This is a genomic window from Arthrobacter sp. N1 (assembly GCF_048288285.1).
Lineage (GTDB): Bacteria > Actinomycetota > Actinomycetes > Actinomycetales > Micrococcaceae > Arthrobacter_D.
Genome location: NZ_CP102608.1, coordinates 3374588 through 3388749 on the forward strand (window position 1 = coordinate 3374588; position 14162 = coordinate 3388749).

The 14162-nt window shown below is 66.8% G+C and carries 11 protein-coding genes and 1 pseudogene; 3 read left to right on the plus strand and 9 right to left on the minus strand.

Annotated features, from left to right (window positions below; translation table 11 throughout):
* The first annotated feature begins 18 nt into the window (after positions 1 to 18).
* Genes hpaD through NVV32_RS15740 form a run of 3 tightly spaced genes read left to right on the plus strand, consistent with a single transcriptional unit; the run spans position 19 to position 2671 of the window.
* Entirely contained in the window at positions 19 to 1092 is a 1074-nt protein-coding gene (gene hpaD / locus NVV32_RS15730; protein ID WP_422390783.1) for a 3,4-dihydroxyphenylacetate 2,3-dioxygenase, read from the plus strand.
* A gap of 2 nt (positions 1093 to 1094) precedes the next feature.
* Positions 1095 to 1880 (plus strand): 2-oxo-hept-4-ene-1,7-dioate hydratase, encoded by a 786-nt coding sequence (hpaH, locus tag NVV32_RS15735; RefSeq protein WP_422390784.1) that lies wholly within the window; start codon positions 1095 to 1097, stop codon positions 1878 to 1880.
* Positions 1865 to 2671 (plus strand): HpcH/HpaI aldolase family protein, encoded by an 807-nt coding sequence (locus NVV32_RS15740; RefSeq protein WP_422390785.1) that lies wholly within the window; start codon positions 1865 to 1867, stop codon positions 2669 to 2671. The genes hpaH and NVV32_RS15740 overlap by 16 nt, the downstream gene beginning before the upstream one ends.
* 65 nt (positions 2672 to 2736) lie before the next feature.
* Here NVV32_RS15740 and NVV32_RS15745 read toward each other — a convergent pair whose 3' ends face one another.
* The 9 genes and pseudogenes from NVV32_RS15745 to NVV32_RS15785 all read right to left on the minus strand — a co-directional run bounded on the left by NVV32_RS15745 (position 2737) and on the right by NVV32_RS15785 (position 14128).
* Positions 2737 to 3747 carry a DUF808 domain-containing protein gene (locus tag NVV32_RS15745; protein ID WP_422390786.1) on the minus strand — a complete coding sequence of 337 codons (1011 nt, stop codon included), beginning with the start codon at positions 3745 to 3747 and terminating at the stop codon, positions 2737 to 2739.
* A gap of 526 nt (positions 3748 to 4273) precedes the next feature.
* Positions 4274 to 5368, minus strand: coding sequence for a Gfo/Idh/MocA family protein (locus tag NVV32_RS15750; protein ID WP_422390787.1), 1095 nt, complete (start codon positions 5366 to 5368; stop codon positions 4274 to 4276).
* A complete protein-coding gene (locus tag NVV32_RS15755; RefSeq protein ID WP_055766735.1) occupies positions 5353 to 6048 on the minus strand; it encodes a ThuA domain-containing protein in 696 nt (231 codons plus the stop codon). Before NVV32_RS15755 ends, NVV32_RS15750 begins: the two co-directional genes overlap by 16 nt.
* Positions 6045 to 6275, minus strand: a pseudogene (locus NVV32_RS15760) (hypothetical protein); the annotation flags it as partial. The gene NVV32_RS15755 and the pseudogene NVV32_RS15760, both read right to left, overlap by 4 nt.
* A gap of 43 nt (positions 6276 to 6318) precedes the next feature.
* Positions 6319 to 7497, minus strand: coding sequence for a Gfo/Idh/MocA family protein (locus tag NVV32_RS15765; protein WP_422392062.1), 1179 nt, complete (start codon positions 7495 to 7497; stop codon positions 6319 to 6321).
* Positions 7498 to 7790: 293 nt separating this feature from the next.
* Positions 7791 to 8540 (minus strand): YfbU family protein, encoded by a 750-nt coding sequence (locus NVV32_RS15770; RefSeq protein ID WP_422390788.1) that lies wholly within the window; start codon positions 8538 to 8540, stop codon positions 7791 to 7793.
* 172 nt (positions 8541 to 8712) lie between these two features.
* On the minus strand, positions 8713 to 10218 hold the full coding sequence (locus tag NVV32_RS15775; protein ID WP_422390789.1) for an alpha-N-arabinofuranosidase: 1506 nt from the start codon (positions 10216 to 10218) through the stop codon (positions 8713 to 8715).
* Between the two features lie 311 nt (positions 10219 to 10529).
* Positions 10530 to 11786, minus strand: coding sequence for an endo-1,4-beta-xylanase (locus NVV32_RS15780; protein WP_422390790.1), 1257 nt, complete (start codon positions 11784 to 11786; stop codon positions 10530 to 10532).
* Positions 11783 to 14128 (minus strand): beta-glucosidase family protein, encoded by a 2346-nt coding sequence (locus NVV32_RS15785; RefSeq protein ID WP_422392063.1) that lies wholly within the window; start codon positions 14126 to 14128, stop codon positions 11783 to 11785. Before NVV32_RS15785 ends, NVV32_RS15780 begins: the two co-directional genes overlap by 4 nt.
* Positions 14129 to 14162 lie beyond the last annotated feature (34 nt).

The window sequence follows — 14162 nt, forward strand, 5'->3', positions numbered from 1 at the left end:
CTCGAAGAAGAGAAGACCATGACTGATTTCGTCCCCACCACCGCCCTGCCCGCCCCGGACATCGTGCGCTGCGCCTACATGGAGATCGTGGTCACCGACCTGGCCCGTTCGCGCGCCTTCTACGTCGACGTGCTCGGCCTCCACGTCACCGAGGAGGACGACGAGGCCATCTACCTGCGCTCGCTCGAGGAGTTCATCCACCACAACCTCGTGCTCCGCAAGGGACCGGTCGCAGCCGTGGCCGCCTTCGCCTACCGGGTGAGGTCCCCCGAGGAGGTGGATGCCGCGGAGGCGTACTACCGCGAGCTGGGCTGCCGCACCGAGCGTCGTGCCGGCGGCTTCACGAAGGGCATCGGCGACTCGGTCCGGGTCGAGGACCCCCTCGGCTTCCCCTACGAGTTCTTCTACGAGGTGGAGCACGTGGAACGGCTGACGCAGCGCTACGACCTGTACTCCGCGGGTGAACTGGTCCGGCTGGACCACTTCAACCAGGTCACCCCCGACGTCCCCCGCGGCAGGGCGTACCTCGAGGACCTCGGCTTCCGCGTCTCGGAGGACATCCAGGACGCCGACGGCGTCACCTACGCGGTATGGATGCACCGCAAGCAGACGGTCCATGACACGGCGCTGACCGGAGGCGACGGACCACGCATGCACCACGTCGCCTTCGCCACGCACGAGAAGCACAACATCATCCAGATCTGCGACAAGATGGGCGCCCTCCGCATCTCCGACCGCATCGAGCGCGGCCCCGGGCGCCACGGCGTCTCGAACGCCTTCTACCTGTACATCCTCGACCCGGACGACCACCGCATCGAGATCTACACGCAGGACTACTACACGGGTGATCCGGACAACCCGACCGTCACCTGGGACGTGCACGACAACCAGCGCCGCGACTGGTGGGGCAACGCCGTCGTACCGTCCTGGTACACCGAGGCGTCCCTGGTGCTCGACCTCGACGGCAACCCGCAGCCCGTCGCGGCCCGCGAGGACAGGAGCGAGATGGCGGTGACCGTCGGCGCCGACGGCTTCTCCTACACCCGCGACGCGGGCACCGAGAAGGGCTTCAAGCTCGGGGCGCAGCTGTAGCCATGCTGGACACGACGACGATCCGGGCCATCGCGGACGAACTCCTCGAAGCGGGCCGCACGCGGACCCCGGTCCCCCTCCTGACCGCGCGCTACCCGGACATGACGGTCGAGGACTCCTACGCCGTCCAGCGCCTGTGGCGGCAGCGGAACGAGGCTGCCGGACGCACGCTGGTGGGGCGCAAGATCGGCCTGACCTCGCGCGCCATGCAGGCCGCCACCGGCATCACCGAACCCGACTACGGCTCCATCTTCGACGACATGGTCCTCGAGACGGGCTGCTCGGTCGAGTGGGAGCGCTACACCGGGCCGCGCGTCGAGGTGGAGCTCGCATTCGTCCTGAAGGACGATCTCACCGGGCCCGGCTGCACCCTCTTCGACGTGCTGAACGCCACCGACTACGTGGTGCCCGCCCTGGAGATCCTCGACTCGCGCATCGAGATGGCGGGCCGCACGATCGTGGACACCATCTCCGACAACGCGGCGATGGGCGCCATGGTGGTCGGCGGCCGGCCGGTGCGGCCCGACGCCGTCGACCTCCGATGGGTCGCCGCCCTCCTGTACCGGAACCAGGTGGTGGAGGAGACCGGTGTCGCGGCCGGGGTCCTGGACCATCCCGCTGCCGGCGTGCACTGGCTCGCGAACAAGATCGCCGCCCACGGCGACGGGCTGAAGGCCGGGGACATCATCCTCGCCGGGTCCTTCACGCGCCCGGTCGCGGTGGACAGGGGCGACACGATCCACGCCGACTACGGACCCCTGGGAGCCGTGACGTGCCACTTCCGCTGAGCCCCACCTTCCCCTACGCCCTCGCCACCTCGGAGCGTCCGCTCGCCGGGATGTGGGTCTGCTCCGGCAGCCCGCTGGTCGCGGAGATCTGCGCCGGCTCCGGCCTCGACTGGCTGCTGGTCGACGCCGAGCACAGCCCGAACGGGCTCGAATCGATCCTCGCCCAGCTGCAGGCCGTCCACGGCTACCCCGTGCAGGTGCTCGTGCGACCGCCCGTGAACGATCCCGTGCTGATCAAGCAGTACCTCGACCTCGGCGTGCAGAACCTGCTGATCCCCATGGTGCACTCCGTGGCGGACGCCGAGGCCGCCGTGGCGGCCACCCGGTATCCGCCCGAGGGCGTGCGGGGCGTCGGATCCGCGCTGGCGCGCGCCGCGCGCTGGAACAGGGTGCCGGACTACCTCGCCACCGCGTCCGGCACGGTCAGCGTGACCGTCCAGATCGAGTCCGCCGCAGCCGTCGACGCCGTGGAGGACATCCTCGCGGTCGACGGCGTGGACGCGATCTTCGTGGGACCGTCCGATCTCGCCGCCTCGATGGGCCTGCTCGGCCGGCAGGAACACCCCGAGGTCCGGGCCGCCGTCGAGCACTGCCTCGCCGCGGCAGGACGCGCGGATGTCCCCGCCGGCGTCAACGCCTTCACCCCGGCGACCGCGCACCACTACCTCGACGCGGGGGCGCGCTTCATCCTCGTCGGGGCCGACGTCGCCCTGCTCGCCCGGGGGTCGGAGGATCTGGCCGCGGCCTTCGTCCGGCCTGCGGACGGGACCGGACCGGCCACGAGCTACTGACCTCCGGGCTTGCTGATCCTCGTTCCCCGACGCATGCCCCGCAACGGCCGGGACCCGCGTGCCGATCAGGCGCCGTCGTGTCCCTTCGGGCGGTGACCCGCGACGGCCGCGCGGAGGTCACCCTCCTGGTGGTCCCCCTTCCTGCCGAACGGCAGGATCTTCAGGAGCGGGTGCACCACGGCCATGACCACGGAGCCCCAGATGGCACCGACGATCGCGGAGCACAGCGTGTTCACGAGCCAGGCGAGGAACCCGCCGACGACGGGGATGCCGACGAACGGCTCCTCCACGGTGTGCACGAGGTCGTAGGGCAGGTGCCACCCGAGGTCGTAGGCGCCCTGCAGCATGATGTGCCCGCCGACCCACAGCATGGCGATGGTTCCGACAAGGGTGATCCCGGCCAGCACGGCGGGCATCCCCCTGACGAGGAGCGCACCCATGCGCTTAGCGGCAGGGGAATCCTTCGTGGTCAGGTGCAGCCCGATGTCGTCCATCTTGACGATCAGCGCGACCACCCCGTAGACGGCGACCGTGATGATGAGGGCGACGACGACCAGGATGATCCCCTTCGCCCAGATGGACTCGGCGGCCACCTCGTTGAGCGAGATGACCATGATCTCGCAGGAGAGGATGAAGTCGGTGGTGATGGCCCCCTTGGTGACCTTCGCCTCGGCTTCCGGGCCGCGGTCGACGGCGGGGGTGTCCTTGGCCTCGTGGTGGCCCCGGAGCTTGTGCCACACCTTCTCGGCGCCCTCGTAGCAGAGGTAGGTGCCGCCCAGCATCAGGACGAACGGGATGACCCCGGGGATGAAGGCGCTGATCAGCAGCAGTGCCGGCAGGATGATCAGCAGCTTGTTGCGGAGCGAACCCCAGAAGATCCGCTTGATCATCGGCAGTTCACGGGAGGGATCGGCGCCGGACACGTACTGCGGCGTCACGGCGGCGTCGTCGATCACCACGCCCGCGGCCTTCATGCTGGCACGTCCGGCACCGGCGGCGACGTCGTCCACCGAGGCTGCGGCGATGCGCGCGAGCGCCGCGACGTCGTCGAGCAGCGCGACGAGACCGCCGCTCACAGGGACCCACCCCGCCCCGCGGGAACGGACGGCTGGGCATGGAAGCCCCGGGCGGAGCAGGTGTTCGGCATGGTCAGATCATATGTCGGGGTGGGCACCGGAGGCAGGCGCGGGTCCCGCCCATGCGGTCGCGGTCCTCGCAACCGCTCCGCCCTCGCGGCTCGATCGATGGCCGGGCCGAGGCGTTCACGGTCCAAGGAGCTGACCAGCCTGTACTGGCACGTGGGTCGCCCCGGCCCATCGAGATGACACACGTCACGAGTCGCGGCGAGAGGAGCCTGGTTGCAGCCACTCACTGCAACCAGGCCCTTCTCCTCGACCGGCGTGTGCTTCGCACGACCGGTCGAGCACCCATCCAGCTATCGCGGACCGGATGGGACGCAGGGCAATCAGTGGCCTTCCGAGGAAACCTCGAGTCAGTGAGCAGATTCGGTGCTGCCCGAGGCGGAGGACGTTCTGCGGAACTGCGGTCAGAGAGATTCCAGGAGACGGCCTCTCCCGTCGTCGACCCAGGGGCAACCGTCCCTCACAGGGAGGTCAGCGGCACCAGAGGGGGTCTGACCACCGTGCTCCGTATCGTCTCGGCCCTCCCGCTGGAGGTAGAAGTCAGCAGCGATTCCATGACGTCGAGTACGTGGTAGGCGAGGTTGCCGTTCGCCCTGTGCTGCTCGCCGTTCGGCGTTGATGCCATGTCGGCGAGCCCGTACCCCCTGCCCGCACCGGTGTATCCCGCGCTGACGGGAAGCACCGTCCACCCGTCCTGATCCCCGTTCCCGAGGTTGCAGATGGACACCTCGCCGTCGAAATAATTCGGATCAGGAACGGTGAGGCTGGCCAGCTCCCCGTGAATCTCGATATTGGAAGCCCGTGTTCGTACCGCATCGAAACTCATGACCAAGGTGGACAGAGCTCCGGACTCGTGGACGAGGACGCCGGTAACGTGCGTGTCGATGGAGACGGGTACGGTCTGCCCCGCGCGCGGACCGGATTCGATGGTCCGCTCCTTCCGCGTGTGGCTGGCCGCACCGATGACGGACGTGACCGGCCCCAGCAGGGTGACGAGCGCGGTGACGTAGTACGGGCCCATGTCCAGCAGGGGCCCGCCGCCGGGGACGTAGTAGAAGTCGGGGTTGGGGTGCCACCGTTCGTGGCCCGGTGCCATCATCGTGGCCGAGGCCGAGATCGGGCGGCCGATCATGCCGCTGTCGATGGCATCGCGGGCTGTCTGGATGCCTGTCCCGAGCACGGTGTCGGGCGCACACCCGATGCGCACTCCGGCTTCGGTGGCCAGGGCGAGCACCTCCCGTGCTTCATCCGTGCTCGCAGCGAGGGGCTTTTCGCCGTAGACGTTCTTGCCGGCAGCGATGGCTCGGGAAGCCACTTCTGCGTGGGCGGCAGGGATCGTGAGGTTCAGGACCGTGTCGATCCCGGGGTCGGCCAGGAGCTCGTCCACCGTCAGCGCCCGCACGCCCTCCTGCGATGCGGCGACGGCTTCCGCGCGGCTGAAGTCGAGATCCGCCACCGCCCTCAGATTCACCGATTCCAGCGACGGCAGGGTCTTCAGGTACTGGGCCACGATCGCTCCGCAGCCGATGATTCCGACGTTCAACGGCTCGCCCACAGCAAACCCCTTTCGATGATGGTTCGGACGTTCGGATCATCGAGGATCTCGACGCGGTGACCGGGCGTCGAGACGAAGATGCGTCCCTCGCCCCACTGCCGGGTCCAGACGGCCGGAGACGTCACGGGACGGTTCCACGGGTCCCAGTCACGGACCGCCTGGGTCGTGGTCGCGAGCACGTCGATGTAGTCGTCCGCCAGGACCCAGTACTGCTCCGTGACGAGGTCGAAGTCCCCGATCCCCTGCATGATCGGATGGTCCGCCGCAGCCGGCAGCACGGTGACCCGATAGGGCACGTAGTTGTCGGACTGCTCGCCGATCCTCTCGTCCGGATGCTTGCCCGGATGGCACGCGAACTGCCCCCCGATGAGATGGAGGTAGTCCGACTCGTTGCGGTAGGAATCGGCGATGCCGCCGTGCCATCCCGCGAGCCCGGTCCCCGCTTCGATGGCGGCCCGCAGCCCGATGAACTCGTCCTTCTCGATGGTGTTCATCGTGGTGCACTGGAGGATCAGGTCCACGGTCGACAGGTAGTCCGCATCCGCGTAGATCTTCGGCGATCCCTCGACCCGGACGGTGTACCCGTTCTCGCGGAGGAACGGGATGAAACGGTCCGTAGCCTCAACGGGCTGGTGACCGTCCCACCCTCCGCGGACGACGAGTGCTTTCTTCATGGTCATGATCCTTCTTTCGTGGAGGCGTGCTCGGATACGTCAGGGGTGCTCGCGTGCCGCACCGGGAAAGCGGCGTCGACGGCGGCAGCAGACGGGGCTGGGCGTGCCGTCTCTCGGAGGAGCGCCAACGCTCGTGGGGCGCCGATGAGCCGGTCCATCCCGGCGTCCTCCCACTCGATGCTGGTGTGGCCTTCGTAGCCGATCGAGTCGAGCATGCGGAAGATCGGGTTCCACAGGAGGGTGACGGGGCGCGGTCCGATACCGGCCGGGGCAGCCTCAGACATGCTGCCACCCCGAGTCGTTCGCTGCGCTTCGCTCGATGGCGTGCAGGACCTTCTGGACCCCAAGGGCCTCGTCGAAGGACGGCGAAGGCGCCACGCCGTCGGCGATCGCCTGCACCAGGTCCACGACCTGGTGCGTGAACCCGTGCTCGTAGCCGAGGCCATGCCCGGCCGGCCACCAGTTCCCGGTGTAGGGGTGCACGGGTTCGGTGACATTGATGGTGCTGAAGCCCGAGGTCTCGGCGGGCTGAGTGCCGTCGTAGAACTCCAGTGAGTTCATGTTCTCGAAGTCGAAGGCGAGCGAACCGAGGCTGCCGTTGACTTCGAGCCTCATCGAGTTCTTCCTGCCGAGCGCGAAGCGCGTGGCCTCGAACACCCCGATAGCCCCTGAGTCGAAGCGCGCGCTGAAGACGGCGGCGTCGTCGACCGTGACTGTTCCGGTGTCCCCGTCACTGGCGCCCTGACCGCCCAGGCCCACGAGGGTCCCGCCGAGTGGGCGCTCGTTCACGAACGTGTTGAGGAGACCGGAGACCCCCGTGACTCGCAGGCCTGAGACGTACTGCGCGGCATCGATGCTGTGCGCTCCGATGTCCCCCAGCGCGCCCGAACCAGACCTGCTCCTGTCCAGGCGCCAGGTCATCGGCGCAGTCTCATCCGACAGCCAGTCCTGGAGGTACTGGGCGCGGATGTGCCGGATGGTCCCGATCCTCCCCTGCCCGACGAGCCGCCGGGCGAGGGCGAGAGCCGGAGTGCGGCGATAGGAGAACCCGCACATCGCGAAGACACCCTTCGCCGCGGCGGCCTGCGCTGCCGCCGCCATGCGCTCCGCCTCCTCGACCGAGTTCGCCAGCGGCTTCTCGCAGAGCACGTGCTTGCCGGCTTCCAACGCCGCGATCGCGATCTCCGCATGCGTATCCCCGGGGGTGCAGATATCGATCAGGTCGACGTCATCACGATCCACCAGGGCCCGCCAATCCATCTCGGTGTCCGCCCATCCCATCTTCCCGGCCGCGGCCTTCACGGCACGTCCGTCCCGACCTGCGAGGACGGCGAGCTCGGGGTGAAGAGGCAGGTCGAAGAAGCGGGGCGCGGTGCGCCAGGCATGGGAGTGCATCGCTCCCATGAAGGCATAGCCGACCATACCGACCCGCAGGGCGGGCTTGTCTGTGGACATCATGAGGCTGGTAGTTCCTTTCATCAAGAGAATCGAGCAAGAATTTCGCCCTCACCATAGGCAGCGAACGAGCTGCCCGGTTTCCCGATCACAGCAAGATCTTTGACGACGGGAAACGGCCCACCTGCAGTCATCCGCATCACACGTAGCAGTCAGAAGCTTCCACTGGTCGGTCATCAGCAGATCGCCGGTGGCAAACGTGGAAGGCCCTGACCGAGACGAAGGAGTCACCCCGGCCGCTCCTCCGGACCCGCGCTCGGGATGCTCACGTCCGCGATGTCGCCATCCATCCATCAACCCCGCTCATCCGGGACGGTCTCCAGGACCTGCCTGATCTGCTCTTCTGACAAGTGCCAGCGCGTGCCGTCTCTCACTACCTGGCTCCAGAGAGGTTTGAAGGCCCGCAGCATGGATCTGTAGGTCGGCAGCATCTCGGTAGGCGAGACCCCGCCCTCCGCCAGGACCACATCAGCTTGTTCGGTCCATCGGTCGTGCTTCACGAGGTATCTGGCGTAGCCGAGCATGCGACTCTCGAGTGGATGGTTTCCGTCGAAACCACGGAACGTGCCGTAGCGCTCGTCCACCCCGATGTGCTGCCACCCCCCGTCGAGGGCTCTGGCACTGGCTCCGATGACCCGGAACATGTCGAAGATGTCCCAGACGAGCTCACATTCCGCGTGAGACATCGGAGTGACTATCCCAGCGAACTCCGCCGAATAGTCCCCGACGAATCCGCTTTCCAGAATCTGGATCGCTTGGACCTCATCGTCCTTGTTGTAGTAGGCCTCTCCGAGGTCTCCCTTCGCTGCCAGAATCAACCGGTGCGCCTGAACGAGCATCCTGCGCTCGAAGGGTGATAGGTCAGGGTTGTCGACGTCCAGGTCCGACCCATCACCCACTGCGCCCTCTCGTACTTCGAACTGCATATTCTCGGCGAGTCGGTCCCGAATGTAACGACTGAGCGTCACATCGTGCAGCCGCGCTGCTTCTGCAATTCGATCTCGCAGTTCATCGTCGAGTCGTATCGTGACGGTGGTGACCATGCAGGCCTCCTCTCGGGGCAGATACCCTTGCGCGGGTCGGTCGGCACTGACGTGAGTCATGAGGGGTAGATCCTTCGTACGAATATGTGTGCCGGTGCATCCAGCCTCGAATCCGGGACTCAGGCCTTAGTCACACGGCATCCCTGACGTGGTGAGCGTCAGGACCGGAGAGCTACCTGAGGCTGATGGCGGACCAGGACACAGGCGGAAGGATCAGGGTGAGCGTCCCTTCGCTGAGAGCGACGCTCCCGAGTGGTGCGAGGCCGACCCGGTTCTGGTCCTCGAACGTGTTCTTCGCGTAGACGTCGTCATCGTGCAGGGTGAGTGCCTCGGTGATCGTGGTGGCTCCCAGATCGGAGACGTCGATCGAGACGTCGATCGATTCGGTTCGACTGCGGTTCACGAGGAACACTGCAGACGAGCCGGCCTCCCCATCGATTGTTGCAACGGCGTCGACGAGAGGGGCAGGGCCGTAGGCGGAAGTCTCGTAGGTGGCCACCTCGATGATCGGGCGAAGGATCTGGCCTCGGGCCAGGCGTGCCGTGACCGAGAAAGGGAAGAACGTACTCTGACGCCATGCAGCACCACCTGGCTCGGTCCTGATCGGCGCGATGACGTTGACGAGTTGTGCCAGCGACGCAGAGGTGACCCTGTCGTGGTTCTTGAGCAGGGTGATCAGGAGGTTGCCGAGCACGACGGCGTCAGCGACGGAGTACACGTCCTCGAGCTGGCGGGGCGCATAGGTCCACTGGTCATCGACCTGTCCGGACGCTTGATGCTCGTCGAGATACCAGATATTCCACTCGTCGAAGGACAGGTTGATGGTCTTGTCGCTGCGCACCTTGTGTTTGACGTGGTCAGCGGCGGCGACGACGGCTCGGATGAAGTACTCCATGTCCAAGGACGAGGCGAGGTAGGAATCGAGGTCACCACCGCGCTCCTGGTAGTACGCGTGACAGGAGATGTAGTCCACATGTTCATAGGCGTGTTCGAGCACGATGCGCTCCCAGTCGCCAAAGGTGGGCATCGAGGACCCGGAGGATCCACAGGCCACGAGTTCCAGGGTCTTGTCCGCCGCTTTCATGGCCTGTGCGGTCCGGGCAGCGATCTGGCCGTAAGCGTCGGCGCTCATGTATCCGGTCTGCCACGGTCCGTCCATCTCGTTTCCCAGACACCACATGCGTATGTCGTAGGGCTCCACAGCGCCGTTGGCGATGCGTTGGTCGCTCAGTGCCGTTCCTGCTGGATGGTTGGCGTACTCCAGGAGGTCAAGGGCACTGTCGATCCCACGAGTCCCGAGATTCACCGCCATCATCAACTCCGAGCCGGTGAGTTTGCACCAGCGAGCGAACTCGTCGATTCCTACGTGGTTCGACTCCAGAGCATGCCAGGCGAGGTCGCGGCGTACCGGGCGTTGATCGCGTGGTCCCACACCGTCTTCCCAGCGGTAACCCGACACGAAGTTGCCACCCGGGTAACGGATGGTGGTCGATCCGAGCTCCTTGACGAGCTCGACCACGTCGAGCCGGAACCCGTCCTCATTGGCGGTGGGATGATCGGGCTCGTGAATACCGCCGTACACACACCGGCCGAGGTGCTCGACGAACGACCCGAAGATCCTGCGGTTCAGGGGTGCAACGATCGCTGAACGTTCAATACTGATACGGGCATCGGTCACAACATGATCCTGTCCATCATTACGTCTGAGGAAACTCTTCCCTCAGAGCCCGGGCCCCCGAACGGCGACATGCCCGGGGCCTTGGCCCTGGTGTGGAGCAAGGAACTGCTCGGCATCGCTCCTCCTGAGCGAAGCGTTCCTCCATCGCCGTCATCGCCTCCATGCACAACACCTCGCAGGACGTAGGGGCGGTGCGAGGATCGCCCGGACCCACCACCGGTCCGAGGAATGACGAGGTCGGCCGCGTTCCGGGCCGTGTGACGAGTTGCCGGGTGCAGGTGGTTGCGGTCCGGTTGGCGCGACGATCGGCGTCAGCACAATCGGATCGCGTCCGTCTCACGCCCCCGGGAGAGCGAGACGGGGGCGCTCCGCCCGTCGCGCGTGATCACGTAATCACCGAAGAACCCTGCGATCGACACCTGTCCGTCAAGATTCGTGCGCATCGATGTGCGAGGCAGCCACCATTCGTCCTTGATCAGCGACCGCAGTGCATGGAACGAGGGTTTCGGCGTGCCGTCGGCACGGACCATTCCGCCCGGTGCGCCGAGCCATGCTCCGTCGTCGGTGAACCCCCAGTACGTGATGGCGTGCACCGCCGGGTGACCCACGAGTGAACGATAGTGACGGACGATCTCATCGGCCTGCCTGGCCTCTCCATCGGGTGTCGATGGCCAGGAGGGGATCTGATAGTCGTTGAGGTCGACGATCTCCGGTGGCATGAGGTCCCCCGACAGCAACGTGGTCTCCGTCAGATGGAGGGGCAGCCCGAAGCGGGCGAACCGGTCGACCATCGCGAGCATGGTCTCTTCTCCCCAGTACCCCTGATGCATGTGCGTCTGCAGGCCGATCGCGTCTACGGCGATCCCTGCTTCGAGCACGCCCTCGATCAGGGCTTCGTAGTCCGTCGACAGGTCGAAGTCATTCAGGACGAGAGTTGCCGACGGGTTGGCGGCGCGAGCTTCCTCGAACGCGAGCTGGATCATGGGCACGCGGCCGATGCTCTGCGCGAGCCGGGTGATGCCGTTGTCCTCTGCGGTGAAGACGGGCATGATCACGACCTCGTTGATGGCGTCCCACGTGTCGATCACCCCTGAGAAGTCGGTGACCTCGCGTCGGATCCTCTCGCGTTGCAACCGCTCGATCTCCGCGACCGGTAGACCGGTGAGCCACTCGGGCGAGAGTGTGTGCCAGGTCAGCGGGTGCCCCTTCACCGTCACGCCGTGCCCAGCGAACCACGAGGCGGCCCGCAGCAGCCTTTGAGTGTCGGGCCTGCCGCGGGTCGGCTCGAATCCCCGCCAGTAGAACGGAAGGGTCGCAGTGTTGAAGACGTCCAGCCACATCGTCCCGAGCTCCGGCAGGCCGTCGAGCTGCGCCCCGCCGGGAACGGGCTCCGCCGCGGTGTCCTGCGCGGTCTCACCATTGGCCAGCGGGATGAAGTCGAAACCGATGTTGCCGAAGGCGAACTCGTGACTCTGCTGTTCCACGGTGACATGTGCGTTGCGCACAGGGTCGCCGACGGCGTCCAGCACCCTGATCTGCATGGTTCCCCGGCGGTGATCGACACTCATGAGGCGCTGCGTGCAATCTCGGTGAAGCTCGGGTGGAAGGCCCGGTCGAAGCCGACGACGCGGGCTTCACCGGCGAGCTGCACCGAGTGCGTGATCCGCAGATCGGTACTCGATGCCCCGAGAGCAAGGACGATCTCCCCCGGTTCCACGACCCGCTGGCCGTTCCTGCCGGTGAAGCTGGTGACATCTGCGGGGACGTGTACCGAGAGTTCGACGGATTCGCCCGGGTTCAGGTCGACGCGCTGGAATCCGACGAGACGCTGCACCGGGCGCACCACTGACGCGACCGGATCGTGGACGTAGACCTGGACTGTCTCCGTCCCGGAGCGGTCCCCGGTATTGCTGAGACGGAGGCCGAGGGTCGCCGTGCCGTCGACTCCGACCGTGTTCGGTCCGTGCTGGCCGGCACTCCAGTCGAAGGTCGTGTAGCCCATCCCGTGCCCGAACGCGAAGGCTGCGGTCGGGTCGATGCTGGACACGTCGTTGGAGCGCGCAAGGGGAGCGGCCAGATAGGTGGACGGTTGCGTTCCCTCCGAGGCCGGGATGCTGACGGGCAGGCGTCCGCTCGGATTGACCCGGCCGGAGAGGATGCCGGCGAGTGCTCCGGTTCCTTCTTCTCCTGCGAAGAACGCCTGCACGATCGCACCGGCGCCCGTGACAGCGGATCCGAGCGCGTACGGTCGTCCGGCGAGCAGCGTGACGACTGCAGGAGTCGATGTCGCCAGCACGGCGTCGAGAAGGTCCTGCTGGGCTCCGGGTAGACGGAGCGACTCGACATCGCACCCCTCACCGCTCGTACCGCGGCCGAAAAGCCCGGCCCGGTCACCGAGGGCGACGATGACGACGTCGGCCTGCGTTGCAGCCTCCACGGCTGCTGCGATCCCGGCGGTCTCTCCTCCGTCGATCGTCGTGCCTGGCACGTACTCGATGTCAGCGTCGGGAAACTCGATGCGGAGGCTGGCCAACAGTGTCGGCAGTTCGATGCCGAGGGGCGTGTCGGGATGCTGCACGCCGACATGCGCGGGGAACGAGTAGCAGCCGAGTACGGCGAAGGGGTCGTCGGTCGTCGGACCGACGACGGCGATCCGGCGGGGAGCGGCGAGCGGAAGGGTCCCGTCATTGCTCACCAGCACGATGGATTGCTCGGCGATCTCGCGGGCGACCGCCCGATTGCCGGCGTTGTCCAGGTCGATGGTGCCGCGGATGCCGTCCGCCGTGTCCACGTCGACGTCCCGCAACGCTTCGGGGGTCGCATCCCAGTCCGGATCGAGCAGCCCCAGTTCGACCTTCTGGCGCAGCACGCGCCGGAGCGCGCGATCGACGACCGACTCGGGCAGCTCGCCCGACCGGACCGCTTCAGCCAGCGGTGCGCCGAAAGTCTTCACGGTCGGCAATTCGACGTCAACGCCCGCAGTGAGCGCGAGAGCGGCGGCCTCGCCCCACGACCCTGCGACGCCGTGCAGCATTTTCAGGAAGGCGATCCCGAAGTAGTCGGCCACGACCGTGCCGTCGAAACCCCAGGCGTCGCGCAGGACTCCGGTGAGCAGCGACTCGTCCGCCGCCGATGGCACACCGTCCATGTCGGTATAGGAGTGCATGACCGAACGCGGCTTGCCCTCCCTCATGACCATCTCGAACGGGACGAGCAGGACATCGGCGAGTTCACGCGGCCCGACCGACACCGGCGCGAGATTGCGGCCGGCCTTCGACGCCGAGTATCCGACGAAGTGCTTGAGCGTTGCGACGATCCCTGCGGACTCCAGGCCACGGACGTACGCCGTTCCCATGGTGCCGATGAGGTACGGGTCCTCCCCGATCGTCTCCTCCACGCGACCCCAACGGGCATCCCGCACGACGTCGAGCACCGGGGCGAGGCCCTGGTGGATGCCGACCGAGCGCATGTCGGAACCGATGCGGCGCGACATCCGCTCGATGAGCCCCGGGTTGAACGAGGCCCCCCAGGCGAGGGGCACCGGATAGGCGGTCGCCCCCCAGGTGGCGAAGCCGGCGAGGCATTCTTCGTGCGCGACAGCCGGGATGCCGAACCGGTTGGATGCTGCGATCCGACGCTGGCTGCGGAGGAGGGACAGCGCTCCGAGTGCCGGGTCGACCGGAGCCGAGCCGAATGGCCGAGTCAACTGGCCGAGCCCGTTCGGCAGGAGAGCGTCGAGGTCGATGACGTCGTCCATGTCGTTCTGATGGGGTGCAACGTCTCCGCCCTCGGTGGACGCTCCGACCCAGACGCCGAACAACTGGGCGATCTTCTCCTCGAGCGTGAGCTCGGTCAGGAGTGCTTCGGCACGGTCGGAAGCAGATGCGGTCACGTCGTGCCATGCCGGCATGGTCGTCGTGGATGTCGTGGTGCTCAAGGGGGTC